Origin of the sequence: Tritonibacter mobilis F1926 (genome assembly GCF_000376545.2) — a bacterium.
Classification (GTDB): Bacteria; Pseudomonadota; Alphaproteobacteria; order Rhodobacterales; family Rhodobacteraceae; genus Epibacterium; species Epibacterium mobile.
The window spans coordinates 2802307-2827878 of record NZ_CP015230.1; the positions used below are offsets into that span (position 1 = coordinate 2802307).

The following is a 25572-nucleotide window of genomic DNA, read 5'->3' on the forward strand; positions in this document are numbered from 1 at the left end:
TGATGTATATCGTACCCGAACGGGCGATTGCCGACCTGATGACGCGCGATGCTGCCTTTGATGCGGTGGAGAAGATCTTTGCCGCCATGGCAGCGGGTGACGCCTATAACTTCCCGGTGGTGCGCGAGGCCATTGGCCATGAAGACGCGCTTTATGGGTTTAAGGGCGGCTTTGACAGCGCGGGCCTGTCGCTGGGGCTGAAGGCCGGCGGCTACTGGCCCAACAACCTAGAAAAACGCGGGCTGATCAACCACCAGTCCACCGTGTTCCTGTTTGACCCCGACACCGGCAAGGTGCGCGCCATGGTGGGCGGCAATCTCTTGACCGCGCTGCGCACGGCGGCGGCGTCTTCGGTGTCGATCAAGCACCTTGCGCGCGAGGACGCCAAGGTGATCGGCATGATCGGTGCCGGACATCAGGCCAAGTTCCAGCTGCGCGCCGCGCTGGAGCAGCGTGACTTTGATAAGGTGATCGGCTGGAACCTGCATCCCGAGATGCTGCCGAACCTCAAAGAGGTCGCAACCGAGGCGGGCCTGCCGTTTGAGGCGGTGGAGCTAGATGGTCTGAAAGAGGCGGATGTGATTATCTCTATCACCTCGTCGTTTGATGCCATCCTCAAGGCCGATCAGGTCAGCCCCGGCACCCATATCGCCTGCATGGGCACAGACACCAAAGGCAAGCAGGAGGTCGATCCCCAGCTTCTGGTGCGCGCCACTGTCTTTACCGACGAGGTGGCGCAGTCCATTTCCATCGGCGAGGCGCAGCATGCGGTGGCGCAGGGGCTGATTACCGAGGCGGATGTAGCGCAGCTGGGTGCCGTCATCAACGGCGCGCATCCGGGCCGCAGCTCTGCCGAGCAGATTACCCTGTTCGACGGCACCGGCGTTGGCCTTCAGGACCTTGCCGTAGCCGCCTCAGTGGTTGAGTTGGCGGTGAAAAAGGGCGTCGCCATCGAAGTCGATTTTTAACCTCAAGACGCCATCACTCACGGCTGTTTGCGCCCCGGTACATCGCCGGGGCGTTTTTCGTCAGACGTGCACGTCCAGATAGGCCTGACCGCGTTCGGTGATGAAATCCACCAACAGGCGCACCTTCGGGTCCTGCAGTTTTTTATGCGGATAAAGGCAGCCGAAGATCGCAGCCATTGGGCGCGCCTCCGGTAGGATCTCCACCAGCGCGCCTGTGCGGAGATGCTCGGCCACCTCAAATCGCGGTTTATTGACGATGCCCCGATGATCCAGCGCCCAGTTCAGCAGCACCTCACTGTCATCGGCATCATATTTGCCGCTGACTTCGAATTTTCGAAATCCAGATTCTGTGTTCAAGGTCCAGAAATACTCTGGCGAACGTGGGTAGCGCAGCAGCAGGCAGTTGTGTTTGCCCATCAGATCCTGCGGCACACGCGGGGTACCGTATCGGTCCAGATAAGAGGGCGATGCACATAACACGCGCTCCACCCCGGCGATCTTGCGCATCTTCAGGCTCGAGTCGCTCGGCGTGCCGACAAAGAACGCCAGATCCAACCCATCGGCAAGGATATCGACACGGCGATCCGACATCCGCATCTGCACATCAATTTCGGGGTGTAATGCGACAAAATCAGGCACTAACGGGGCGATTATTAGCCGTCCGGCCGCCAGAGGCGCGGTGATTTTCAGGGTCCCGCGCGGGCGGCCAGAGAACTGCGCAACCACGCTCTCAGCTTCCTCGACCACCTCAAGGATACGCAGGGCTTCCTGGTAGAATCGCTTGCCTGCCTCTGTCGGCGTCAGCGACCGCGTGGTGCGATTGAACAGCCGCACACCGAGATGTTCTTCGAGTTCTTTGATCCGTTTGCTGGCCACAGCCGGGGTCAGGCGCACGTCCCGCCCGCCTGATGTGATACTGCCCAGCTCCACCACACGACAGAACAGACGCAGGCTCTCCATATAAGCCATTCAAAAACCTCGATTGCTGAGACTCTCCCGATATAGCCGAGCAAATCGCCTCTGATTATCAACACATCGTTGAAAGTATTTCGCAAAGCACGCCGTATTTCAATGCAGTCAGAGGGGTTACTCTGTGCCGCAGCTCTAGAGGCAGGGCAGAACAGGGAGGTTCAATGGCTCAGGAACATCAAATCCGCTTTCTTCTGAACGGAGAGGAAAAGCGCATCGCTGACGTCAAAGCGACGCTGACCTTGCTGGATTACCTGCGCCTTGACCAGCGCCTGACGGGCAGCAAGGAAGGCTGTGCCGAGGGCGATTGCGGTGCCTGCACCGTTCTGGTCGGTCGCCTGCATCAAGGCCAGCTGCACTATGAAACGGTCAACGCCTGTATCCGCTTTCTGGCGTCCCTGAACGGGTGCCACATCGTCACCATCGAGCATCTCTCTGGCCCAGAGGGTCGTCTGCATCCGGTGCAGCAGGCGATGGTGGATTACCACGGCAGCCAGTGCGGGTTTTGCACGCCGGGCTTTGTGATGTCGCTCTATGCGCTGTGGATGGGCAATCCGGAGCCGTCGATGCAGCAGGTTGAGACTGCGATCCAAGGCAACCTCTGCCGCTGCACCGGCTATGAGCCGATTGTCCGGGCCGCGATGGCCGTCACCCGATACGGCACCCCGGCGCATGACCACCTCACCCGCGAGCGTCAAGCTGTGACCGCGCAGTTGATCGCGCTTCAGCCCAAAGCACGCATTACGACAGGCACTGAGGACGACTGCGCGATCCTGCCGAAGGATGTTGCCGACCTCGCGCAGGTGTTGGCCGAAAACCCCAAGGCGACCATTGTGGCTGGTTCCACCGATGTGGGGCTGTGGGTCACCAAATTCATGCGCCCCATTTCGCCGGTGGTCTTCATCACCCATTTGGAGGGGCTGAAGACCATCGACCTTACCGATGACGCGCTGACCATCGGCGCTGGTGTCACCTATTCCGAGAGCGAGGCCGCGATCCGCGAGGCCTTCCCGCATCTTGGCGAATACTGGGACCGCATCGCCGGCTGGCAGGTGCGCAATATGGGCACCATCGGTGGCAATATCGCCAATGGCTCTCCGATCGGGGACACACCGCCGGTGCTGATCGCCCTTGGCGCAGAGGTCATGCTGCAAAGCCTGCGTGGCACCCGCATCCTGCCGCTGGAAGATTTCTTTATCGACTATGGCAAGCAGGACCGCGAGGCGGGCGATTTTGTCGCCGCCATTCGCATTCCGCGCAGCCAACCGGGCCAGATCGACGCGGCCTACAAGATCTCCAAACGCCGGGACGAGGATATTTCCTCGGTGGCCGCCGGGATCAGCGTCACCGTCAGTGATGGTCTCATCACCGCCGCCCGTCTGGCGTTTGGCGGCATGGCTGCGACCCCCAAACGCGCCGCGCATGCCGAAGCGGCGCTGGTCGGACAGCCCTTTACAGCCGCAACCTTCGATGCGGCAGCAAAGGCGCTGACCCAAGATTTCACCCCGCTCAGCGATTGGCGCGCAAGTGCGGACTACCGGATCACCGTCGCCGCCAACCTCTTGCGCCGGTTCTATCTGGAACAAGACAGCACACATGACGCACCGGTGCGTCTGGCCATCGCGTGAGGGAGGACAGGACCATGAAAGATCTGAACACCACCGCCGAGGTCAAGGGCGCCGCCCATCAGGACCTCAAGCACGACAGCGCCATTAAGCAGGTGCAGGGCCGGGCCGATTACACCGATGACATTCTGGAACCCGCAGGCACCCTGCACGCCTATCTCGGGGTCTCCACCGTGGCACATGCCAACATCCGCGCCATGGATCTGACCCGCGTGCGATCTGCGCCGGGCGTGGTGACCGTGCTGACCGCCGAGGACATCCCCGGGGTCAATGACGTCAGCCCTACCGGCAAGCATGACGAGCCGGTGTTCCCGACCGAGAAGGTGGAATTCCACGGCCAGCCGCTGTTTGCGGTGATCGCCGAGAGCCGCGATGCCGCACGGCGGGCGGCGGAGCTGGCGGATGTGGATTACGACGTGCTGCCTCACGCGCTGGATGCGATTGCGGCCCGTGACGCTGGCATGCCCATGGTCACCGACCCGCTGAAACTGGAGCGCGGCGATGTGGAGGCTGGATTGGCTGAAGCACCGCACCGTGTGCAGGGCCGCGTCACCGTGGGCGGGCAGGATCATATGTACCTCGAGGGCCATATCGCCTTTGCCATTCCGGGCGAGGATGACGATATGATCGTACATTGCTCCACCCAACACCCGAGCGAGGCGCAGCATATGGTGTCCCATGTGCTTGGCGTGCCGTCGAATGCGGTGGTGGTGAACGTGCGCCGCATGGGCGGCGGGTTTGGCGGCAAGGAAAGCCAGATGAACCTATTCTGCGCTGTCGCAGCCCTTGGTGCCAAGAAGCTGAACCGACCCGTCAAGATCCGCCCCGACCGCGATCAGGACATGACGGCGACCGGCAAGCGGCATGATTTTGTGATCGACTATGATCTGGGCTTTGACGGTGAAGGGCGCATTCAGGCGGTGGACAGCCAGTTTGCGGCGCGCTGCGGCTATTCCTCTGATTTGTCCGGCCCGGTCACGGATCGCGCGCTGTTTCATGCCGACAACGCCTATTTCTATCCCCACGTCCGCCTGACCTCCTGCCCGCAAAAGACAAATACCGTCTCTAACACGGCATTTAGAGGCTTTGGCGGCCCGCAGGGCGTGGTCGCGGCGGAACGAATGATCGAGGAAATCGCCTATGCACTGGGCAAGGACCCGCTGGAGGTACGCAAGGCCAATTTCTACGGCCAACCCGGCGATGGCCGCACCCTCACCCCCTATCATCAGGAGGTCGAGGACAATGTGATCGGTCGCATTGTCGAGGAGCTGGAAGAGAGCAGCGACTATCAGGCACGCCGCGCGGCGATCATGGCCGACAATGCCAAGGGCGGCATCATCCGTCGTGGCATCGCGCTGACGCCGGTGAAATTCGGCATCTCTTTTACCGCCACATGGTACAATCAGGCCGGTGCGCTGATCCACATCTACAACGACGGCTCGATCCATCTGAACCACGGGGGCACCGAGATGGGTCAGGGCCTCAACACCAAGGTCGCACAGGTGGTGGCCGAGGCGTTCCAGGTCGATTTCGACCGCATCAAGATCACCAAGACCACCACCGAAAAAGTCCCGAACACCTCTGCCACGGCGGCCTCTTCCGGGTCCGACCTCAACGGTATGGCGGCGCTGGATGCCTGCCAACAGATCAAGACGCGGCTGGTCAAATTTGCTGCCGAGAGCCGGGGCATGGCCGAAAGCGCGGTCAGCTTTGGCCCCAACCACATTCGCATCGGCGAGGAGGTGGTGGAGTTCGCCACCTTCATCCGCGAGGCCTATATGGCGCGGGTGCATCTGTCGGCGGCAGGCTTCTACAAGACGCCCAAGATCCACTGGGACCGCGCGGCGGGCAAGGGACGGCCGTTCTACTATTACGCTTATGGCGCGTCCTGTTCCGAGGTCGCCATCGACACGCTCACCGGCGAATACCGGGTGGAGCGCACCGACATCCTGCATGATGTGGGCCGGTCCCTCAATCCGATCCTCGACAAGGGGCAGGTTGAAGGCGCGTTTATTCAGGGCATGGGCTGGCTCACTACAGAGGAGCTGTGGTGGGATGATGCAGGGCGCCTGCGCACCCATGCGCCCTCGACCTACAAGATCCCGCTGGCCTCTGATCGGCCGCGCAGCTTCAACGTGAAGCTCGCCGACTGGTCGGAAAACCGCGAGATGACCATCAAACGCTCCAAGGCCGTGGGCGAGCCGCCCTTCATGCTGGGGATCTCGGTGCTGGAGGCGCTGTCGATGGCGGTGGCCTCGGTTGCCGACTATCGCGAGTGCCCGCGTCTTGAGGCACCCGCCACGCCCGAACGCGTGCTGATGGCCGTCGAACGGCTGAAGGCCGGAGGGTGAGGCCTTGCAGGCAGAGCGGCTTCGCCAGTTTCTCGACGCGCCCGGCCCGGTGGCCAGTCTGCGGCTGACGCGGGTGCGGGGGTCCTCGCCGCGCAACATGGGCACCGAGATGTATGTGCGCGCCGAGAGCCTCTCTGGCACCATTGGCGGTGGCCAGCTGGAGCATCTTGCCATCGCCGCCGCGCGGGATTTACTGGCGGCGGGAAACCTGTCGCACCACATGGATGTACCACTTGGCCCCGAGATCGGCCAATGCTGCGGCGGGCGGGTGGAGATCGCCCTCACACGGATGAGCACAAGCGACAAGGAGGCCGCCCTGCGCGAAGCAGAGGCACAGGACGCGGCGTTGCCTGCTGTCTATATCCTCGGCGCAGGCCATGTGGGGCGCGCACTTGCGGATCTGTTCCAGCATCTGCCGGTGCGCGCGGTGCTGATCGACCAGCGTCAGGAGGAACTGGACCAGTCCCACGCGCAGGTCGAGCGCCGCCAGAGCGCGATCCCCGAAATCGACGTGATGAACGCGGCCCCCGGCAGCGCCTTCATCGTGCTGACCCATGACCACGGGCTGGATTTCCTGCTGACCTCTGCCGCCCTGCAACGGGGCGATGCGGCCTATGTCGGCATGATCGGCTCTGCCACCAAGCGGGCGAAATTCGCCAGCTGGACCCAAGACCACTGCGACGGGCTCTCTGTCGCAGATCTGATCTGCCCCATCGGGGCAGGCGGTAGCCGCGACAAGCGGCCCGCCGTGATTGCCGCACAGGTTGCGGCAGAAGTGATCACGGCACTGACCTCTGAAACTGCCGCAGACCACCCCGCATATGGGGAGACTGCCCTGCATATCGCGGCGCAGTAGTAGACCGCCGCACCTGATTGGGGAGGGAGGAGAACCACCCCAAAGGTCGGCCATCAAAGGGAGGTCCCCATGAGGGATGGGAGTTATACCTACAAGCTGTTTCACCGCAGCGATTTCAGCGCGTTCTGGGCGCTGTTTACCGACAATATCGTCAACCTGATGGTGCTTGCGGGCATCTGTCAGTTCGTCTTTCAAATGCCCGCCGAGATCGTTTATGGCCGCATTGTGCCAGGGGCCGGTGTTGCGATCCTTGCTGGGATCGTGGCCTATGTGGCGCTTGCCAAACGCGCCGCACATCTGCACGGGCGGGACGTCACCGCCCTGCCCTACGGCATCTCGACGCCGGTGATGTTTGTCTATCTCTTTGGCGTGATCGGCCCGATCTACTGGGCCACCAATGACCCGCTCTTGGCGTGGCAGGTGGGGATCGGAGCCGGTTTCATGGGCGGGATTGTTGCCGCCCTTGGTGCGGTTGTCGGCCCATGGCTCAAACGCGTGACACCACGCGCGGGTATGCTCGGCACGCTCTGCGGTATTGCCTTGGTGTTCATCGGTTCGGTGCCGCTGGCGACCGTGTTTGAGAACCCGTTCATCGGCTTTGCCTCCATGATTATCATTCTCTGGGGGCTCGTAGGGCGGTTTCGCCTGCCGTATAATATCCCTGCAGGTCTTCTGGCGCTGATTGTTGGCACTATGGTGGCGCTGATGCTGGGTACTTCGACCCTCAACCTTGAGGGCATCGGCTTCTATCCGCCGCTGCCCTACATCGGGGATCTGATCGCGGGTATTCAGTACCTCTTTGCCAATCCTGAGCTGTTCCTGGTGCTGGTGCCAGTGCAGATCTACAACTTCATCGAGACGATGAACAACGTCGAGAGCGCCGAGGCGGCGGGCGATCACTACCCGGTGGCCACCTGCCAGATCACCGATGGCGTCGGAACCATGATCGGCGCGATCTTTGGCTCTCCCTTTCCGACCACCGCCTATATCGGCCATCCGGCCTATAAACGCATGGGAGCGCATGCAGGCTATATCATCGGCGTCGGTACGGTGATCCCGCTGGCGGCGTTTTTTGGTTTGCTTGCCTTCCTCAACAACCTGATCCCTGTGGCCGCCGCCGCGCCGGTGCTGGTCTTTGTCGCCTTGAGCCTGATCACCAACACTGCCCATTCGGTCAAAACCGAGCATATGGCGGCCGTGACCATCGCGATGATGCCGCATGTCTCGGCGTTTTTGATGGTGAAATGGGCGGCCCTGATCGGCGCGCTCGGAGCGGTCGGCGTCGCAGGCGTGCCGCAGTTGGGAGACGCCGCGCTGACCTCGGCGCTGCTACAACAGGGCGCGCATTTCAGCGGTCATCTGTCGCTTTCACAAGGGGCCATCCTGACCGGGCTGATCTGGGGAGCCATCGTTGCCTATGTGATTGACGGGAACTTTCGCGGCGCAGGCGGCTTTGCCATTGCTGCGGCAGCAATGTCGGCGCTTGGGATCATCCACGGGGCCAGCCTGCACTGGCCAGAACTGAACAGCGTGACGGGTGGCTATTTGATCGCGGCTGCGTTCCTCTTCATCTATCCGCTGTTTCACAAGGAAGATGATCTGGTGAATGCAAATGTGGTGTTGGAGGAAACTCCGCCACAAGCCGCAGAATAGGCCACTTGTCCAAACCAAGAACCTTGACCTGCGCGCTGAGTGGATGCCAGCGCGCAGGTTATTGTGAGGTACGTCGGGGCTGGTCGACCATATCAAGCACTGGCATTGAAAACCCTGTTTTCACCCGATCCATCACCGCGCTGGTGCGAAACCGCAGTACGTTTTCTTCGGCAAAGAACTGACGACGGGTGAACTCATCATAGTCGGCCATATCGCGTGCCGAGATGATCAGCACAAAATCCGCGTTCCCCGTCACATAGTAGCACTGCATCACCTCCGGCGCGGCGCGCATCTGCGCCTTGAAGCGGTCCAGATCTTCCATCCGCTCGTTTTGCAGCGTCACCTCAACAATCAGCAGCAACCCACGTCCCACCTTGTCCGGGGCAAGCACGGTGATCTCAGATTCCACCACATCAGACGCCCGCAACCGTGCCAGGCGTTTGCGGCAGGCATCCGGCGACAGCCCCACCTGCTTGGAGAGCGCCTCGGCGGTCATGCGCGCGTCGGACTGGATGGCCTCCAGTATCAGGGCGTCGAATCTATCCATACCAGCAGAATGGCGGAAATTCGGCCTATGCGTAAGACGCAAAGGTTCGCCTAGACGGTTTTCGGATCATTATGGCATTACTAGTACGGTTTTCGGCCAGATCCGATCCGAGAAATCCGGGATACCTCACCGCAAGGGCGCTAGGCTGAGCATCAAAGAACAGGAGCCCGCTTTATGCCCGTGACATTTGCCAACCCCCACCGTGGTCAGGGTCTCGCCCTCGACGCGCCGTTTCCTTGCGATGATGCAACAGGGGTCGCCGATTTGCTGGGGCAATGCCCTGCGCATCAGGAAACACCGCTCCTGTCTGTGCCCACGCTGGCCGCGCACTGTGGCGTTGCTCAGATCCACCTCAAGGACGAGCGCAACCGCATGGGGCTAGGCAGTTTCAAGGCACTCGGGGCCGCGCACGCCATTGCCCGCGCCGCGTGGGATGTGGCCGAGGGTGGCGATTGGTCAAAGGCGCTCACAGGGCGCACATTCGTCACCGCAAGTGCAGGCAACCACGGACTGTCCGTTGCCGCCGGGGCGGCCCTGTTTGGGGCGCAGGCGGTGATCTACCTTGCCGAAACCGTACCCGAGAGTTTTGCCGCGCGCCTGCGTGCCAAAGGTGCCGAGGTGGTGCGCGAGGGAAACGATTATGAGGCCAGCATGGATGCGGCAGAGACGGCGGCGGCGCGCAACGGCTGGACGTTGCTCTCTGACAGCTCTTGGCCCGGATATTCCGAACTCCCTTATCTGGTGATGGAGGGATACCTGCAACTCGCCGCGGAGGCCGCCCAGCAGATCCCCGCACCCCCGACACATATCCTGCTGCAAGCCGGGGTGGGCGGGTTGGCGGCTGCGGTCGCCGCCCATGCCCGCAAGGTCTGGGGGAACGCCCCGCAGATCATCGTCGTTGAGCCAGAGGCTGCCCCTGCCCTCATGGAAAGCATCCGGGCTGGCAAAGTGGTCGATACCCAAGGGCCAGTTTCCGCAATGGGGCGACTGGACTGCAAAACGCCGTCGATGATCGCGCTTCAGGGATTGGCGCGCGATGCTGATCTGTTTGTTACCCTCAGCGAAGAGGAGGCCGCTGCCGCCGTGGTCACACTCCAAACCGAAGGATTGGCCACAACTCCCTCTGGCGGGGCAGGGGTCGCTGCCTTGCTCGCCGGGCTTGATCTGCCCGAAGACGCCCGCGTTCTCGCGATCTTGAGCGAAGGGCCGGAGGATGCCTGAGACGTCGCTGATCTTTCCCGCGCGTGAATATCAAAACCGCATCACCCGGTTGCAGGACCGTATGGCAACAGCCGGGGCTGATGCGCTGCTGCTGACCACGGCGGCGGATGTGTTTTACGTCACCGGGTTCCTGACCCGGTTCTGGGAAAGCCCCGCCCGGCCCTGGTTCATCGTGGTGCCCGCCTCTGGCGATCCGGTGGCGGTCATCCCCTCTATCGGTGCCGCCTTGATGCAGCGCACATGGATCACGCAGGTCCGGACGTGGGATGCGCCTGACCCTGTGGATGACGGACTGAGCCTATTGGCCGATACCCTGGCGTCATTGGTGCCAGAGCAGGGAAAAATCGCTCTACCCATGGGATTAGAGACTCATTTGCGGATGCCGCTTGCAGATTATCACGCCCTCTGCGCGCAGCTGGCCCCGCGACAGGTGATGGATGGCACTGATATCGTCCAGCGGGTGCGTGAGATCAAATCCGAGGCCGAGATTGCCAAGATCCGCACCACCTGCGCCATCGCCGGGCGCGCTTTTGATCGGGTGTCAGAGATTGCGGGCGTCGGCCGCCCGCTTGATCAGGTGTTTCGCGCATTTCAGGCTCTGTTACTGGAGGAAGGGGCCGATTGGGTGAGCTATCTTGCTGGCGGCGCGGGCGCGCACGGTTACGGCGATGTGATCTCTCCGGCGACGGCGAAGCCGCTGGAGCGCGGCGATATTTTGATGCTAGACACTGGTGCAGTCCGCGAGGGGTATTTCTGCGACTTTGACCGCAACTATGCCATCGGTCCGGCCTCGGAATTGGCCAAACGCACGCATTTCGCGCTCTGGTCTGCGACGGAGACCTGTCTTGAGGCGCTGCGTCCGGGGATGCTGGCGCGGGATGTGCATCAGATCCTGAGCGATGCGCTGATTGCGCAAGGCGCCACACCCGGTTCTGGACGGCTGGGCCATGGGCTGGGGGTGACGTTGACGGAATGGCCGTCGTTCACCCCCAAGGACACCACGCCCCTGCGGGCGGGCATGGTGCTGACGCTCGAACCCGGCGCAATGGTGGGACCGGATCGCATCATGGTGCATGAGGAAAACATCGTTTTGCGGGAAAATGGTGCTGAGCTTTTGTCTCCTCGTGCCCTCTCTGACCTGCCGGAGCTTGGGTGATGACATCCTTTCCGTATGAGATCACGGGGGACCCGCGCCCGCGTCTCGGGCTGATTGCCTTGCAGGTGGATGAAACCATCGAAGAGGACGTCCGTCAGATATTTCCTCAACCTTCGGCACGGCTACACATCAGTCGCGTTCCCTCCGGTGCGGAGCTGACGCCCGACACCATCGCCGCCATGGAAGAGGATTTACCACAGGCCGCGCGTCTGCTGCCGCCTGCCGCCCGGTTTGAGGTCATCGCCTATGGCTGTACCTCCGGCACCAGTCTGATCGGCGCAGGCAGGGTGAAAGAACTGATCCATGTCAATGCCACAACACACGCCGTCAGCGACCCGCTCAGCGCCGCGATTGCCGCGCTCCGGGCACTGAATGTGACGCGTGTTGGGATCGTCTCGCCCTATATCGCCTCCGTGGCCGCCCCGATCCGCGCAGGATTTGAAGCGGCGGGTTTTGTGGTGCCCGACATGCTTGGTTTTGGCGAGGAGATTGAGGCCCGTGTCGCGCGGATCGCACCTGCCTCGATCTGTGCCGCTGCCCATGCGCTTGCGTCACGGGCTAAGCTGGATGCGGTCTTCCTGTCCTGCACCAACCTGCGCACACTTGAGGTTATCCCGACGCTCGAAGAGGGATTGGGCCTGCCGGTGCTGAGTTCCAATCAAGTCCTCGGCTGGCACATGGCAGGCCTCGCGGGCCTTGTGCTGCGGGATCTGGCGGTGCCGGGACTGCTTGGAAAAAAGGCGGCGCAGCTCTGAGCCACGCCGCCTGTTTGTCCTTAGCCCTGAGGGGCTGCGTGCTTAGACGCGCACCATGTCGCGCGGCATCTCGGAAAAGATCTCCGCACCATCTTCGCGCAGGATGACGATCTCCTCAAGACGGATGCCGAACTTACCCTCAAGGTAGATGCCCGGCTCGATCGAGAACACATTACCCTCGGCCAGCACCACGTCGGAATTGGCGGCGATATAGGGCGGTTCGTGAATGTCGATACCAAGACCATGGCCGGTGCGATGCAGGAAACGATCTCCATAGCCTGCGGCGGTGATCACATCGCGCGCGGCCTTGTCGATATCGCTGGCCACAACACCGGGTTTAGCAACCGCGAGCGCGGCCTGAACGGCCTTCTCGACCACGTCAAAGACCTCCTCATAACCCTCTTCTGGCGCACCAAAGTAGCCGCAGCGGGTCATGTCGGACGGGTAGCCATCCAGACGGCAGCCGGTGTCAATCAGCACAGCAGAGTTGCGGGTCAACTGGGTGTCACCGGGCGTGTGATGCGGGAAGGCCCCAGACGCGCCAAAGCACACGGAGCAAAACTCCAGCGTTGCTCCGGCAGCGGCATATTCAGACTTAATCAGCTCGACGATCTCACGTTCGGTGACGCCTTCTTTGAGGGCGGCGAACGCGGCCTTGACGGCCTTGTCGTTGGTCAGATGCGCGGCTTTGATCGCGTGGTACTCGCTGTCATCCTTGGAGGCCCGCAACAGGCTCACGGTATCATCGGCAAAGCGACGGCGCGGCGTCTCCAGCGCGTCCAGAAGGCGCAGCGAGAAATCGGTGCGCATTGTCTCATCCAGAACCACCGACAGATTCGGGCGCGTCGCACCGCAGGCCTCAAGCAATGTGGCCAGAGCGGCATCCGGGCCTTCGTCATCCCGCCATGGGTGGAACGGCAGGTCCGTGTCCTTGCGCGCGGCGGCGGCATTCAGCGCCGGCATCAAAAAGCCCGCATAAGACTGGCTCACCAAGAGCATCACCGGGCGCTCATCGCCATGAGGATGCACACCAGACAGCCACGCCATATGGCTGGAAGGGCCGAGGGCGACAAGGTCGGTGCCTGTCAGCTCCATACGGGCACGCAGAGCAGCGAGGCGGGCGGCGGTCAGCGGGAATTCGGTCATCGAAGGCTCCGGGATTATAGGGAGAGATAGGGGAATCGGGCCACCAGCGCGGGCGGCCCGATCAGTTCACAATTACTCTTTTTCCACCAGGCGGTAGAACACAAAGTCAGAGGTCGCGCCGTTGACGTAACCCGAAACCGCCTCGTTCATGGCGACCTGATAAGCGGCCTGGAACATGATCACGATGGGCGACTCGGCTTGCACCTCTTTTTGCAGCTCGCGGTACATGTCGAGACGGGCATCCGCGTCACTCTCGGACAGCGCTGCCATGGTTTTTGTGTTCATCTCTTCCGGCACGGCCCATGCGTTGCGCCAAGTGGTGGTCGCAGCATAATTGTCGTCAGAGTTGTCTGAATTATAGGCGAAGGCCTTGGCGTTGGAGTGCGGATCCATGAAATCCGGGCCCCAATACAGCAGCATCGCCTCATGGCTGCGCTCGCGGTATTTGGTGATCACCTGGCTCCCGGTGCCCGGCAGGATCTCAAAGTTGATGCCCGCATCGGCAAAGCTCGCTTGCAGCGACTGGGCCATATCTGTGAAGGGTGCCGCGTTGATCACATCCAGCGACACGGTGATCGGGGTCTCGATGCCGGCCTCGGACAGGATGCTCTTGGCCTTTTCCGGGTCATAAGAGAACGGGGTCTCATCATAAGAACCGGGGAAGCCCTTGGGCCAGAAGGCCTGATGCACTTCCATCTGACCTTTGATGATCGTATCGGTCATGCCTTTGTAATCGACCAGATAGCGTGCCGCTTCCCAAACAGCGGGGGGCGTCAGGCTCTCGGTTTTCTGGTTGAACGACAGGAAGTGGACAGCCGCCTGCGGGAAGGTCTCGACCTTGATCTCGCCACTGTCGAGCGAAGCCACCTGATCCGGCGTCATATTGCGGGCCAGATCCACGTCGCCTTGCTCCAGCAACAGCTGCTGGGTCGCGCTTTCGGCAACGTGACGGATGATCACGCTGTCGATCTTGGGCGCACCGTTGAAATAGGTCGGGTTCGCCTGCATGCGCACCATCTGACCCGCAGAATAGCGTTGCAGCGTGAAGGGACCGGAACCGGCTGCATTGGCGTTGAGCCACGCATTGCCCATGTCGCCGTCAACTTCGTTTTCCTGCACCAGCTTGCTGTCGACGATGGATGCGGGGCGCGCAGCCAGGACGTTCAGCACAAACGCCGGAGAGAAGTCGCCCGCGTATTTCACGGTGACGGTGTTGCCCTCGCCCGTGACCATTTCACCGATGTTGTCCGCGTTCCACCCCAGTTGGGTCAGGATGAACGCCGGGGTCAGGTTCAACTTCACCACGCGGGAGAAGGAATAGACCACGTCCTCTGCCGTTACAGGGTTGCCAGAGGCAAACGTCGCGCCATCGCGCAGGGTGAAGGTGATGGTCTTGGCGTCGGGATCGGTGACCCATTCCGAGGCCAGACCTGCCGCCAGAACGGTGGTGTCTTCGGCATCGTACTGAACCAGACGGTCATAGAGGTTGGTGACCAACTCGCCAGAGGTGAACTCATAGGCCTGCGCGGGGTCGATTGCGACGATATCGTCGATGTTTTGTGCCACCACCAGCACGCCCTCGGGCGTGTCGGCCAAGACGGCAGGTGCCGCAAGCGGCAACAGCAGCGCGCTGGCCAGCAATGTTGTCTTCAGATGTTTCACGGGAGGTCTCCTTGTTGGATGAAACTTCTAGTCAGTCTGTCGCGGTTTACGCGTTCTGTTTGTGGGACAGTTCCGGAAGCTCGATGGCGCCTTTGCGGTTGAGAACTGTCAGCGTCCCGGTCCAGAGGATTCGGGCGGTGTGATCGGTTGGGTTGCTCCATGCGTGCGGGGTATTGCCGCTGTAGTGCAGGCTATCGCCCGCAGTCATGGCGAAGGACTGGCCGTCCAGCGTTTGCTGGATTTCCCCCTCAAGGACAAAGATGATCTCTTCGCCCTCATGGCTCACGGTTTCCGACACATAGCCTGACGGAATGTGCAGGATGTAGGACGACATCTCAGAGCCGGGAAAATCCGCGCCCAGCGCCTCGTAGCGCAGAGAGGAATCATCCAGTGCGAACAGCGGACGTGTTCCCGCACGGGTCAAACCATCCGAAGGCTTCGATGCCGAAATGAAATAATCCAGCCCAACATCCAGCGCCGCTGAAATCTGCGCCAACGTCCCAAGCGAAGGCGTTGCGTTGTCGCGCTCAACCTGACTGAGATAGCCGACCGACACACCGGATTTGTCGCAGAGCGCCTGCAAGGTCAGTTTCAATTGCTTGCGGCGCTTGCGGATCGCGGGGCCGACATTGGGCTCTTGTGGTGGTTTTTCACGCGGCATTTTTATTCTTCACACTTTGGGTTGGACCCTGCGTCTGTAGCATCAGACAGGGTCGCATTCCTGGATGTTGTCTCGCTCACGCTACAAAAAAAATTTTTGTCAGGCAAAAATTTTTTTGCACATTTCGAAAATTGTTTTATGCCTGATGCACCAACCACCGCGTCAGGGGCCTCTCTGGCGCAGAGTTTTCACGATGCCAGATCTCCCGGCTGCCGGGGGCTTTGGGAGGAAAAAAGGGGACCAGACCCTTGAGTACAGCCGCGCCTTCACACGCCGGGCTGAGGAAAACCGCCAGCGCATTTGGTGGCTTTGTCATCGTCACTTTCCTGACGTTTGTCGGATTGATGGCGATCACTTTCTTCATCGGCCGCGTGATCCCGATTGACCCGGTTCTGGCCGTGGTCGGAGATCGCGCCACGCAAGAACAATACGACGCCGCCCGCATTGCCATGGGGCTGGATCAGCCATTGGTGGTGCAGTTCATCACCTATGTGGGCGATGTGTTTCAGGGCGACCTCGGCCATTCGGTGTCCACCAACCGCCCCGTCGCAGAGGATCTGGCGCGTGTCTTCCCGGCCACGCTGGAGATGGCGACGCTTGGCATTATCATCGGCGTCGGAATGGGGGTTCCACTGGGTGTCTGGGCCGCAGCAAGGCAGGGCACATGGGTGGATCAGCTGATCCGCGTCTTTGCGCTGCTTGGCTATTCGGTTCCCGCCTTCTGGCTCGGTCTTGTGGGTCTGGTCGTGTTCTACGCAGGCCTTGGCTGGGTCGGCGGTCCCGGGCGTGTCGATATATTCTATGAAGGTTTGGTAGAGCCACGCACTGGCCTGCTGCTGGTCGATTCCCTGATTGCCGGCGACTTCGACGTGTTCTGGAGCGCGCTGGATCACCTGATCCTGCCTGCCACCATCCTTGGCTTCTTCTCGCTCGCCTATATCGCGCGCATGACCCGCAGCTTCATGCTGGATCAGCTCGGCCAAGAGTACATCACCACCGCCCGCGTCAAAGGCGTGTCGGAATGGCGGGTGATCTGGACCCACGGCTTCCGCCCAATCCGGGTGCCACTGATCACGGTGATCGGCCTCTCATATGCCGCCTTGCTCGAAGGCTCGGTGATGATCGAGACGGTCTTTAGCTGGCCGGGCATCGGCAACTATCTGACCGTGGCGCTGCTCAATGCCGACATGAACGCCGTCCTTGGCGCAACTTTGGTGATCGGCTCGGTCTTCATTCTCATCAACAAGCTGTCGGATGTGCTCTACCGCATTCTCGACCCGCGCAGCCGATAGGAGGGTGCCATGACAACGATGACAAACTGGCTGCTCGACGACTCCCCCAGCTCCCGCCTGCAGGCCTCCTTGGGTCACAGCTACCGTGTGACACGGATGCTGATGCGCAATCCGCTCGCTGTGGTTGGGGCGCTGATCCTTTTGGTGTTGATCTTGGCGGCCATCTTTGCGCCGTGGATCGCACCTCACAGCCCGCTGGGGCAAAACCTCGGTCAACGCCTGCTGCCGCCTTCGGCCGCGCATTGGATGGGCACCGATGAGCTGGGCCGCGACATCTTTAGCCGCGTCATTTACGGCGCGCGCATCACTCTGTTGATCGTGGCGCTGGTGGCAGTGATTTCCGCACCGCTTGGACTGCTCATCGGGGCTGTGTCTGGCTATTTCGGTGGCTGGACGGACAAGATCATCATGGGCGTGACGGATGTGTTCCTGTCGATGCCAAAGCTGATCCTCGCGCTGGCGTTTGTGGCGGCACTCGGGCCGGGGATTGAAAACGCGATCATCGCCATTGCCATCACATCCTGGCCTGCCTATGCGCGGATCGCACGCGCCGAAACGCTGACCTTCCGCAACTCGGAATTCATCTCGGCCATGCGCCTGCTAGGCGCATCGCACACGCGGATCATCACTGGCCATGTGCTGCCCCTGTGTACCTCGTCGATGATCGTGCGGGTGACGCTGGATATGGCCGGTATCATCCTGACCGCTGCGGGTCTGGGCTTCCTCGGCCTTGGCGCACAGCCGCCGCTGCCCGAATGGGGCGCGATGATCTCGCGCGGTCGGGCCTTTATCCTTGATCAGTGGTGGGTCGCCACGATGCCGGGCTTTGCCATCATCATCGTCTCGCTCGGTTTCTGTTTCCTCGGTGACGGCCTGCGCGATGTGCTGGACCCCAAACAGGGAGGCAAATCATGAACGATATGCCACTTTTGGAACTGGAAAACCTGCGCGTGAGCTTCCCCACGCCACAGGGGCGCGTCGAGGTGGTCAAAGGCCTGTCCTTCACCTTGGGCCGCGAACGTCTGGGCATCGTCGGCGAAAGCGGGTCAGGCAAATCCATGACGGGCCGCGCGATCTTGCGGCTTGTGCGTAAACCGGGACGCCAGCAGGCTGATCGCATGATCTTTGACGGCATCGACCTGCAAGGATTGTCGGAACGCAAGATGCGCGACCTGCGCGGCGCGCGGATCTCGATGATCATGCAAGACCCGAAGTTCTCGCTCAATCCGGTGATGACCATCGGCGCGCAGATCGCCGAGGCGCTCAAGACTCACGAAACCCTTGCCCGCAGCGAGGTCAAATCCCGGGTGCTGGAGATGCTGCATTCCGTGCGCATCAACGATCCCGAACGGGTGGTGAACCTCTATCCGCATGAGGTTTCGGGCGGTATGGGCCAGCGCATCATGATCGCCATGATGCTGATCCCGCGCCCTGATCTGCTGATCGCGGATGAGCCGACCTCAGCGCTGGATGTCTCGGTGCAGGCGCAGGTTCTGGACCTCATCGACGAGCTGGTGCGCGACAAGGGCATGGGGCTGATCCTGATCTCTCATGACCTCAATCTGGTGGCGCGCTACTGCGACCGCATCCTCGTTATGCACGCAGGTGAAGTGGTCGAAAGCTGTGCGGCAGGGGACCTGCACAAGGCGACGCACCCCTATACCCAAGGCCTGCTGGCGGCGGTGCCACGGATGGAAGAAACGCGCGAGGAACTTCCCGTCCTCGACCGCAGCGCATGGAGCGACACATGAGCGCGATCATTTTGAAAAACCTCGATATTTCCTATGGCCACACCAAGGTGGTTGAGGGCGTGAACATTGAGGTCGCCGAAGGTGAGAGCTTTGCTCTGGTCGGTGAAAGCGGCTCTGGCAAATCCACGATCCTCAAAGCCATCGCAGGCCTCGCGCCCGACTGGAGCGGCGAGATTTCGGTGCTGGGACAGCCCCGCGGGCGCAACGTGGATCAGGGCTTTGCCACCCGGTGCCAGATGGTGTTTCAGGACCCTTATGGATCGCTGCATCCGCGTAAATCCGTGGACACGGTGCTAAGTGAGCCGCTCAAGATCCATGGGCTGGGCAATCGCGATGCCCGCGTGATTGAGATGCTCGCTGCCGTGGGCCTCGATCAGCGGTTTCGGTTTCGCTACCCGCACCAGCTTTCGGGCGGGCAGCGCCAGCGGGTCGCCATCGCGCGCGCCCTGATGCTGGAACCCAAGGTGATGCTGCTGGACGAACCCACATCGGCGCTGGATGTCTCGGTACAGGCGGAGATCCTCAACCTGCTGAAAAAACTGCGCCGCGAGCAGGGGCTGACCTATCTGATGGTCACCCACAATCTACCTGTCGTGAGCTTCATGTGCGACCGCATGGCCGTGATGAACAAGGGCCGCATCGTCGAGATCGCGCCCGCAACAGCACTCCACGATGGCAGTTTCACCGACCCTTACACGCAATCCCTTTACGCCGCATCGGGCGGCAATCCAGACCGCAAGGACTAAGACATGACGGACACAAACATGGCGCGCCAAGATTTTGAAAAAGCGCTGTCAGAGGCCACCACCGAAGAGCAGGCTTATGACGCGCTTTGCGCGCTGACCAAGGCCACGGTGGGGGCAAAGCTGTTCACTGTGATGACCGCTGACATGGACGCTATGCTCGCCCGTCGCGTCTACACGGATGATGCGGAAAATTACCCCACAACAGGCACCAAGGAAATCGAGATGAACCGCTGGTTCGAGCAGGTTCATGGCCGTCACGAGACCTTTGTCTCCAACACATTGGTCGATATCGACACCGTGTTCCCCGATGCGGAGCTGATCGGCAAACTGGGCTGCGGATCGGTCATCAACCTGCCAGTGATCCTTGGCGGCAAGATGGTGGCCACGGTCAACATCCTGCACGAAGAGGGCTACTACACGCCCGAGCGTGTCGCGCAGGCGCATGAGCTGCTTCGCCTGCCCTCCATGGCAGTGCTCGCTCTCGCCTCTTGATCTGTTGCGGGTATCCAGACCATCGCGTCTGGATACCCGCCCACACTTTGTCGCGCTCAAACCCGTGCTGGGCCCTGCACACATCCTCCGAAAAACCAAGGCTCTGTTGTCGCCAACCGGCGAATGCGGCAGAGATTGAGAATTTCGCGGAACAAAATCTGCCCTCTGCCGTTGTCTCCCCGAAGCCCACAGAGGGTGGGCATTGAAACACGGCAAAGGAGACAACCCATGCTTGGTTGGGCACTGACATTCCTAGTGATCGCGCTGATCGCGGCCGTCTTTGGCTTTGGCGGCATCGCCAGCGCCTCGGCCGGGATCGCGCAGATCCTCTTCTTCATCTTCCTGGTGATGTTTATCGCCGCGTTGATCTTTCGTGCTGTGCGTCGCTGACGCACAGACACGACCCATCACGCAAACTCCCTTCGGAAAGGAGACATTATGACGACCGCATTGAACGTGAAACCACAACTGGCCCCCGTCGAGACAGGCGTTCGTGACACTGAGGCAATCGCCGAAGGTCTGAGCGACGTGCTCGCGGACACTTACCGCCTCACGCTAAAAACCCATATTTATCATTGGAATGTAGAGGGCCCGTTGTTCTTCTCGCTGCATAACCTCACCGAGGAGCAGTATCAGAACATGTTCGCGGCTGCAGACGAGTTGGCAGAGCGCATCCGCGCCTTGGGCCACCTGACGCCGGGCAAGATCAATGGCGTGCTGTCTGACAGCATCGTAGATGATCTGGGCCAAATGCCGAGCGCGGGCGAAATGTGCAAAGACCTTGAGAAAGATCATATGCGTTTGGCGCACCGACTGCACGCGCTGATCGAACTTGCGGAGGCGCGCAAGGACATGGTGACCGGCGATTTGGCAACCGAACGCGCGGCCTTCCACGAAAAAGCGGCTTGGATGCTGCGTGCTTTGTCTGCCTCGTAAGCACGCACTCATCCATCAATAAGCCCTGCACACCCATCGGTTTGCAGGGCTTCTTTATTTTCAAACTTTGAAAACTGGCTTGATATCTGTGCTCACAAAAAGACCCCGCACAAGCAAATGTACGGAGTCCTTGGCGAGGGATAGTCGCTTCGATTAGCTGGTCAGCGTATCGGTAGAGGAGAAGAACATCGCCTGACTGATCGCCGAGATTACCTGATCCGGGACATAGGGCTTTGCAATCATGAAGGCAGGTTCATGACGTTCGCCAGTGAGGAGACGTTCAGGGAAGGCCGTGATAAAGATCACGGGCACATCACCCAGCTCTTCAAGCAGGTCCGCCACGGCATCAATACCGCTGGAGTTATCGGCAAGCTGAATGTCAGCCAGGATAAGGTCCGGCTTTTCCTCAAGGCCAAGTTTCACTGCCGCTTTGTGAGTGCGTGCAATGCCCGTGACCTCGTGCCCCATCATGGAACAGATACCTTCCAGATCCATCGCGATAATCGCTTCATCCTCGATGATCATGATCTTGCCGCTCACGGATTGCTGCATTTCATCGCGTGCAAGCTGGATCAGTCGCGCCGCTTCATCGGCAGAGATTTCCATGACGTCGGCAACTTCGCTAACCGAAAACGCCTCAACCGTATTGAGCAAGAGCGCCTCGCGGGTATTGGCGGTCAGAGAGGCCAAATGTTGCAGCGCGCGGGCCCGTGGGCCGTCATCCAGCTCTGCCACAGGCTGGCCAGAGCTGCTCCAGAGTTTGTGGAACACTTTGAAAAGCGCCACTTTTCCACCGACGCTCTCCGCATTAAAGCAGGACGGATCGGCAAGGATCGCTTCCAGCGTCGAAGCCGCATATGTGTCGCCCGATTGCTGAGCACCGGTGAGCGCACGCGCATAGCGGCGCAGGTATGGCAAATGCGGAGCGATAAGGTCAGACAGAGTCAGCGCTTGTCCTGTTGTAGGGGTCGACAATTTTTTTTCTCCTGTCACCAATATTTCTCGGAACAAACGCACGATTGGGGCGTTTGTTCCATGGAAATGGATATTATTTGCGCCTGAAAGTTAAAGGTGTTGCGGGAGAGATGAATGGCAAACAAACTTTCACAACAGCCATGGGACACTCTGATCGACGAAAACCTTAAGCGGGTTTTTGACGAAGATGCGAATGCGGATTTGCCGCCGCATCTGATGGACCTACTTGATCGTCTGGACAAGATTCCGGTCGCGGATGGGTCAGGGAGCGCATCCGGCGCCCCCTCCCACTCCCAGGAGGAGGCCGAGTAAATGGATAGACAAGGTGCGAAGGCTGAATTGACAAGCCATATGAAGGTGCTGCGCGCTTTCGCCATGAGCTTGACCCGCAACCATGCGGCAGCGGATGACCTCGTGCAGGACACAATCCTGAAAGCATGGACCAATCTGGACAAGTTTCAGGAGGGGACCAACATGCGGGCATGGCTTTTTACCATCCTGCGCAACACGTTTTATTCAGGTCGCCGCAAGGCGATGCGAGAAGTGGAAGATTCCACCGGCAGTATCACCGAAAGCATCTCTGTGAAGCCAGCCCATGACGGCCGCCTGCAACTGGCAGAGTTCCGTCGCGCGTTGAGCGAGTTACCAGCTGAACAACGCGAGGTTCTGACGCTGATCGGCGTTTTGCAATATTCCTATGAAGAGGCCGCCGAGGTCTGCGGCGTGAAGGTCGGCACGGTCAAAAGCCGCCTTAACCGTGGTCGCGAGGCCCTCTCCATCAAGATGCAGCTAAAGGCTGACGAACAGCTGGAACTGACAGATGCAGCCACCCATGCGGTCGTCGCTGCAAGTGGTGGAACCGCCGCGTGAACAGAATGAACTTTCCGTCCCTCGCCCTGCTTCGGGGTGGGGGCGCCCGCAATAGCGCCTCATCCATTTCTGACAATTCACCCGACGCGCCCCGGCCCTTCGCCTGGGCGCGGGGTCTGTCGGTGCGCCTTGCCGTTATGCTCTCTGTCGCGATGGTGCCGCTGGGCCTCATCGCAGTGGATCAAACCGTGCGGCTGCAACAAGAGGTCACCGCCTCCAACAACCTGAGCCTAAAAGCACTCACCGCAGAATTTGCGCAAGAAGAGCGTGAGATCATCAAATCCGCCTTCGCCTCTGCCGAGGCACTTGCGCTTTCAGTGCCCGATCTGACCCAAGATCTGGATCGCTGCCGGGCGTTGATGGAGCGTTTCATCGACACCGCCCAAGAGCGCTACAGCTTTGCAGGTTTTCTGCCCAAAGATGGCGTCATGTCCTGCGCCTCCACCGGGCTGACAATCGATTATTCTGAGAATCCGAACTTCCCAGATTGGATGCGTCGCCCGAAACGTGAAATCAGGGTGAACTCCTTTGGCCCCGTTGCAGGCAGCGCGGTCCTGATTATTTCCGAACCCGTCTATGATCCGAACGGCACCTTTATCGGCAATCAGATCATTCACGTCCCGCACGAACGCATCGACAAGAAATTTCAGACCAAGCTCGGCGAGCGCCCGCTTGATCTGGTGACACTGAGTGCCGAGGGTGACATCCTGAGTGCCTCTGGTGCGCGCGAGACGGCGTTGGATCGCCTCCCCGCCAACATGAGCATCAAGGAGCTGATCTCGCTCAATCCGCGTCACATCGAGGCCGAGAATGCCGCAGGAGAGATGCGACTGTTCTCCATCGTCCCGATCCTGAGCGATGCGTTCTACGTGGTCGGAAGCTGGGATCCGGAGGGCATACACGCCCCGACAGAAACCAACGCGTTGCAGCATCTCTTTTTGACGCCTGCGCTGTTTCCGATGCTGATGTGGCTTGTCAGTCTGGTCCTGATCTACGTGGCGCTGGATCATCAGGTTGCCAGGCACCTTCGCATCATCGGTATGCAGATGCGCCAATTTGCCCGCTCCCGCGTGCTGCCCAGCCCTCCAAAAAGCGGACTGATGCCGCATGAGCTTGAGGTCATCTATAACCAATTCACGCAAGTCTCCGAAAAGCTGTTGCATGACGAGGCACATCTGTTTGATGCCATGCACGACAAGGATGTGCTGCTGAAAGAGCTGCATCATCGGGTCAAAAATAACCTGCAATTGATCTCTTCGATCATCTCGATGCAGATCCGCAGAACACGCAATCAGGTGACGGCAGCCGCGCTAAAGACCGTGAACCAACGGGTGACCAGTATGGCGACGGTACACCAGACGCTGTATCAGGCGTCAGAGCTTGGTCGCGTTCAGGCCAATGACCTATTGCGTGACGTGGTCAAACCGCTGACGGAATTGGCCCCGACCACCGCGCCTATACCCAAGATCGACATCGATCTGGAGCCGGTTGTCCTCTATCCGGATCAGGCCGTTCCACTGGCACTGCTGACCGTCGAGGCCGCAACAAATGCGCTGAAGTATCTTGGCGTCGATAAGGCCGGCAATCGCTGGGTCCGCGTTTCACTCAAAGTTCTGCAAGAGGGTGAAGTCTGTCTGACCATCGCCAATTCGACCTCCGATGAGGCGGAATTTGAAGACGAAGGCACCGGGCTTGGCAGCCAGTTGATCCGCGGCTTTGCCCGCCAGTTGGAGTGCAGTCCAAAGATCACCGAGGGCGAAGACAGCTACGCCATGAGCGTGACCTTTGAGACATTGCCCTTTGACCACGAAGACAGAGCGCTCGCGGGCGTCGATCACGACGACTAACGCGATCATCATGCACCATTGGGGCCGTTCTGTTTCGCAGGGCGGCCCTATTTTTGTGGCGGGTTCACAACATGGATCTCGGCAAACTCATGCGCGCCAATTCTTGCCGATGCGACGTACAGCATTTTTGGGCGCGGAACATTGAGTGGCGCTTTGCGTTTTCATTATGCCTGCATGCACATGCGGGCGCGCCTCACCGAATAGGAGTTAAGACGATGAAAAAGCTGTTGATTTCCACGTCTCTGATCATTGCGATGGGTCTTCCCGCTGTTGCAGCAGAGACCAGCGACATGTTCCGCAGCGAAGCCGGACCCGCAGAGTTCCATGCCTCGTCTTTTGTGGGAAAGCGCATTTACCAGACCGAAAATGAGGCGCTCAAGGATGTGATGGACGGCGTTCAGGACGGCTGGGCTGACATCGGTGAGGTCAATGATGTGATCCTCAGCCGCGATGGCACAGCAGAGGCGGTTTTGGTCGATATTGGTGGTTTTCTCGGGATTGGAGAGAACCAGATTGCCGTTGATATGGACGCGCTGAAATTCGTGCGCAACGGCAATTCAGACGGGGGTGCGGATGGCTATTTCCTCGTCCTGAATGCCCCGGCTGATACCCTGGAAGCCGCCCCACGCTACGAGACCGCCAAGCAGCCTGCCATTGCAGAACCAACGCTCAAGGAACGCGAGCGCAGCGATGCTCCGGCGGATCGGGTGGAGAGCGCATTTGGGATCAATGAAACCACCGAAGCCTCGGTTCACATGGCGGAGTTGACCGCAGAAGAACTGCTCAGCGCGACTGCCTTTGATGCCAATGACGAAATGATCGGACAGGTGGCTGATATCGTGATGGACGGTGAGGGCGACGTAAACGCCGTTGTGGTCGACGTCGGCGGTTTCCTCGGCCTTGGGGCCAAGCCAGTCGAACTGGAACTGGCGGACCTCAGCATTGAGGATGAATCCGGCACCATTCGCATCTACACGATGTTGACCAAATCCCAGATGGAAGAGCTGCCCGAATACAAGGGCTGACATAATCTGAAAAGATCACACCGTATCTTTGACATCTACCGGCCGGGCCTGACCACAGGTCCGGCCCT

At 60.3% G+C, this 25572-nt stretch carries 25 protein-coding genes; 19 read left to right on the plus strand and 6 right to left on the minus strand.

From position 1 onward, the window contains the following. Positions 1-2: 2 nt before the first annotated feature. Positions 3-968: an iminosuccinate reductase BhcD gene (bhcD, locus tag K529_RS13220; protein ID WP_046002051.1), complete on the plus strand. Its 966-nt coding sequence runs from the start codon at positions 3-5 to the stop codon at positions 966-968. 60 nt (positions 969-1028) lie between these two features. On the opposite strand, the gene K529_RS13225 is transcribed toward bhcD, so the two are convergent. Then, complete coding sequence (locus tag K529_RS13225; RefSeq protein WP_005668552.1) at positions 1029-1937, minus strand: LysR family transcriptional regulator; 909 nt, start codon at positions 1935-1937, stop codon at positions 1029-1031. Between the two features lie 164 nt (positions 1938-2101). On the opposite strand from K529_RS13225, the gene xdhA reads away from it, so the two are divergent. The 4 genes from xdhA to K529_RS13245 all read left to right on the plus strand — a co-directional run bounded on the left by xdhA (position 2102) and on the right by K529_RS13245 (position 8422). After that, positions 2102-3565, plus strand: a complete 1464-nt coding sequence (xdhA, locus tag K529_RS13230) for a xanthine dehydrogenase small subunit (protein WP_046002052.1) — start codon at positions 2102-2104, stop codon at positions 3563-3565. A gap of 14 nt (positions 3566-3579) precedes the next feature. After that, positions 3580-5913 carry a xanthine dehydrogenase molybdopterin binding subunit gene (xdhB, locus tag K529_RS13235; protein WP_046002053.1) on the plus strand — a complete coding sequence of 778 codons (2334 nt, stop codon included), beginning with the start codon at positions 3580-3582 and terminating at the stop codon, positions 5911-5913. A gap of 4 nt (positions 5914-5917) precedes the next feature. Continuing rightward, positions 5918-6769 (plus strand): xanthine dehydrogenase accessory protein XdhC, encoded by an 852-nt coding sequence (gene xdhC, locus K529_RS13240; protein WP_046002054.1) that lies wholly within the window; start codon positions 5918-5920, stop codon positions 6767-6769. A 69-nt stretch (positions 6770-6838) separates the two neighbouring features. Next, complete coding sequence (locus K529_RS13245; protein ID WP_005647292.1) at positions 6839-8422, plus strand: permease family protein; 1584 nt, start codon at positions 6839-6841, stop codon at positions 8420-8422. Between the two features lie 58 nt (positions 8423-8480). Here K529_RS13245 and K529_RS13250 read toward each other — a convergent pair whose 3' ends face one another. Further along, entirely contained in the window at positions 8481-8969 is a 489-nt protein-coding gene (locus tag K529_RS13250) for an Lrp/AsnC family transcriptional regulator (RefSeq protein WP_005647290.1), read from the minus strand. Between the two features lie 174 nt (positions 8970-9143). Between K529_RS13250 and K529_RS13255 the strand changes: the two genes are divergently transcribed. From K529_RS13255 to K529_RS13265, 3 genes are read left to right on the plus strand one after another with little or no spacing between them, the layout of a single operon-like run. Continuing rightward, positions 9144-10190: a pyridoxal-phosphate dependent enzyme gene (locus tag K529_RS13255; protein WP_046002055.1), complete on the plus strand. Its 1047-nt coding sequence runs from the start codon at positions 9144-9146 to the stop codon at positions 10188-10190. Next, positions 10183-11346, plus strand: a complete 1164-nt coding sequence (locus tag K529_RS13260) for a M24 family metallopeptidase (protein ID WP_046002056.1) — start codon at positions 10183-10185, stop codon at positions 11344-11346. The genes K529_RS13255 and K529_RS13260 overlap by 8 nt, the downstream gene beginning before the upstream one ends. Further along, positions 11346-12101, plus strand: coding sequence for a maleate cis-trans isomerase family protein (locus tag K529_RS13265; RefSeq protein WP_005622808.1), 756 nt, complete (start codon positions 11346-11348; stop codon positions 12099-12101). The genes K529_RS13260 and K529_RS13265 overlap by 1 nt, the downstream gene beginning before the upstream one ends. 42 nt (positions 12102-12143) lie before the next feature. Here K529_RS13265 and K529_RS13270 read toward each other — a convergent pair whose 3' ends face one another. From K529_RS13270 to K529_RS13280, 3 genes are all read right to left on the minus strand, one after another. Beyond that, a complete protein-coding gene (locus tag K529_RS13270; protein ID WP_005622806.1) occupies positions 12144-13247 on the minus strand; it encodes a M24 family metallopeptidase in 1104 nt (367 codons plus the stop codon). Between the two features lie 72 nt (positions 13248-13319). Beyond that, the gene (locus K529_RS13275) at positions 13320-14909 is read right to left on the minus strand and encodes an ABC transporter substrate-binding protein (protein WP_005622804.1); all 1590 of its coding nucleotides are present in this window, start codon (positions 14907-14909) and stop codon (positions 13320-13322) included. A gap of 46 nt (positions 14910-14955) precedes the next feature. Continuing rightward, on the minus strand, positions 14956-15570 hold the full coding sequence (locus K529_RS13280) for a helix-turn-helix domain-containing protein (RefSeq protein WP_005622802.1): 615 nt from the start codon (positions 15568-15570) through the stop codon (positions 14956-14958). 248 nt (positions 15571-15818) lie between these two features. On the opposite strand from K529_RS13280, the gene K529_RS13285 reads away from it, so the two are divergent. The 7 genes from K529_RS13285 (at position 15819) to K529_RS13310 (ending at position 20787) form a co-directional block, all read left to right on the plus strand. Beyond that, a complete protein-coding gene (locus K529_RS13285; RefSeq protein ID WP_005622800.1) occupies positions 15819-16862 on the plus strand; it encodes an ABC transporter permease in 1044 nt (347 codons plus the stop codon). Positions 16863-16871: 9 nt separating this feature from the next. Then, positions 16872-17777 (plus strand): ABC transporter permease, encoded by a 906-nt coding sequence (locus K529_RS13290; RefSeq protein WP_005622798.1) that lies wholly within the window; start codon positions 16872-16874, stop codon positions 17775-17777. Beyond that, positions 17774-18613, plus strand: coding sequence for an ABC transporter ATP-binding protein (locus K529_RS13295; RefSeq protein ID WP_005622796.1), 840 nt, complete (start codon positions 17774-17776; stop codon positions 18611-18613). Before K529_RS13290 ends, K529_RS13295 begins: the two co-directional genes overlap by 4 nt. After that, positions 18610-19359: an ABC transporter ATP-binding protein gene (locus tag K529_RS13300; protein WP_005622795.1), complete on the plus strand. Its 750-nt coding sequence runs from the start codon at positions 18610-18612 to the stop codon at positions 19357-19359. The genes K529_RS13295 and K529_RS13300 overlap by 4 nt, the downstream gene beginning before the upstream one ends. Positions 19360-19362: 3 nt before the next feature. Then, positions 19363-19851, plus strand: a complete 489-nt coding sequence (locus K529_RS13305; RefSeq protein WP_005622793.1) for a hypothetical protein — start codon at positions 19363-19365, stop codon at positions 19849-19851. A gap of 228 nt (positions 19852-20079) precedes the next feature. Beyond that, on the plus strand, positions 20080-20241 hold the full coding sequence (locus K529_RS23080) for a DUF1328 domain-containing protein (protein ID WP_005622791.1): 162 nt from the start codon (positions 20080-20082) through the stop codon (positions 20239-20241). A 48-nt stretch (positions 20242-20289) separates the two neighbouring features. Further along, positions 20290-20787, plus strand: coding sequence for a Dps family protein (locus tag K529_RS13310; protein ID WP_005622789.1), 498 nt, complete (start codon positions 20290-20292; stop codon positions 20785-20787). Between the two features lie 153 nt (positions 20788-20940). On the opposite strand, the gene K529_RS13315 is transcribed toward K529_RS13310, so the two are convergent. Continuing rightward, positions 20941-21762: a response regulator gene (locus K529_RS13315; RefSeq protein ID WP_005622786.1), complete on the minus strand. Its 822-nt coding sequence runs from the start codon at positions 21760-21762 to the stop codon at positions 20941-20943. A gap of 114 nt (positions 21763-21876) precedes the next feature. Between K529_RS13315 and K529_RS13320 the strand changes: the two genes are divergently transcribed. The 4 genes from K529_RS13320 (at position 21877) to K529_RS13335 (ending at position 25504) form a co-directional block, all read left to right on the plus strand. Then, positions 21877-22074: a NepR family anti-sigma factor gene (locus K529_RS13320; protein ID WP_005622784.1), complete on the plus strand. Its 198-nt coding sequence runs from the start codon at positions 21877-21879 to the stop codon at positions 22072-22074. Beyond that, on the plus strand, positions 22075-22632 hold the full coding sequence (locus K529_RS13325) for an RNA polymerase sigma factor (RefSeq protein WP_005622782.1): 558 nt from the start codon (positions 22075-22077) through the stop codon (positions 22630-22632). Positions 22633-22754: 122 nt separating this feature from the next. Then, complete coding sequence (locus K529_RS13330) at positions 22755-24479, plus strand: sensor histidine kinase (RefSeq protein ID WP_227431623.1); 1725 nt, start codon at positions 22755-22757, stop codon at positions 24477-24479. 215 nt (positions 24480-24694) lie between these two features. Beyond that, positions 24695-25504 carry a PRC-barrel domain-containing protein gene (locus K529_RS13335; RefSeq protein WP_005622779.1) on the plus strand — a complete coding sequence of 270 codons (810 nt, stop codon included), beginning with the start codon at positions 24695-24697 and terminating at the stop codon, positions 25502-25504. Positions 25505-25572: the final 68 nt, after the last annotated feature.

Coding starts and splice junctions, on each gene's coding strand:
- bhcD (WP_046002051.1), top strand. CDS start 3: ATGTATATCGTACCCGAACGGGCGATTGCCGACCTGATGACGCGCGAT.
- K529_RS13225 (WP_005668552.1), bottom strand. CDS start 1,937: ATGGCTTATATGGAGAGCCTGCGTCTGTTCTGTCGTGTGGTGGAGCTG.
- xdhA (WP_046002052.1), top strand. CDS start 2,102: ATGGCTCAGGAACATCAAATCCGCTTTCTTCTGAACGGAGAGGAAAAG.
- xdhB (WP_046002053.1), top strand. CDS start 3,580: ATGAAAGATCTGAACACCACCGCCGAGGTCAAGGGCGCCGCCCATCAG.
- K529_RS13245 (WP_005647292.1), top strand. CDS start 6,839: ATGAGGGATGGGAGTTATACCTACAAGCTGTTTCACCGCAGCGATTTC.
- K529_RS13250 (WP_005647290.1), bottom strand. CDS start 8,969: ATGGATAGATTCGACGCCCTGATACTGGAGGCCATCCAGTCCGACGCG.
- K529_RS13255 (WP_046002055.1), top strand. CDS start 9,144: ATGCCCGTGACATTTGCCAACCCCCACCGTGGTCAGGGTCTCGCCCTC.
- K529_RS13260 (WP_046002056.1), top strand. CDS start 10,183: ATGCCTGAGACGTCGCTGATCTTTCCCGCGCGTGAATATCAAAACCGC.
- K529_RS13265 (WP_005622808.1), top strand. CDS start 11,346: ATGACATCCTTTCCGTATGAGATCACGGGGGACCCGCGCCCGCGTCTC.
- K529_RS13270 (WP_005622806.1), bottom strand. CDS start 13,247: ATGACCGAATTCCCGCTGACCGCCGCCCGCCTCGCTGCTCTGCGTGCC.
- K529_RS13280 (WP_005622802.1), bottom strand. CDS start 15,570: ATGCCGCGTGAAAAACCACCACAAGAGCCCAATGTCGGCCCCGCGATC.
- K529_RS13290 (WP_005622798.1), top strand. CDS start 16,872: ATGACAACGATGACAAACTGGCTGCTCGACGACTCCCCCAGCTCCCGC.
- K529_RS13295 (WP_005622796.1), top strand. CDS start 17,774: ATGAACGATATGCCACTTTTGGAACTGGAAAACCTGCGCGTGAGCTTC.
- K529_RS13300 (WP_005622795.1), top strand. CDS start 18,610: ATGAGCGCGATCATTTTGAAAAACCTCGATATTTCCTATGGCCACACC.
- K529_RS13305 (WP_005622793.1), top strand. CDS start 19,363: ATGACGGACACAAACATGGCGCGCCAAGATTTTGAAAAAGCGCTGTCA.
- K529_RS23080 (WP_005622791.1), top strand. CDS start 20,080: ATGCTTGGTTGGGCACTGACATTCCTAGTGATCGCGCTGATCGCGGCC.
- K529_RS13310 (WP_005622789.1), top strand. CDS start 20,290: ATGACGACCGCATTGAACGTGAAACCACAACTGGCCCCCGTCGAGACA.
- K529_RS13320 (WP_005622784.1), top strand. CDS start 21,877: ATGGCAAACAAACTTTCACAACAGCCATGGGACACTCTGATCGACGAA.
- K529_RS13325 (WP_005622782.1), top strand. CDS start 22,075: ATGGATAGACAAGGTGCGAAGGCTGAATTGACAAGCCATATGAAGGTG.
- K529_RS13335 (WP_005622779.1), top strand. CDS start 24,695: ATGAAAAAGCTGTTGATTTCCACGTCTCTGATCATTGCGATGGGTCTT.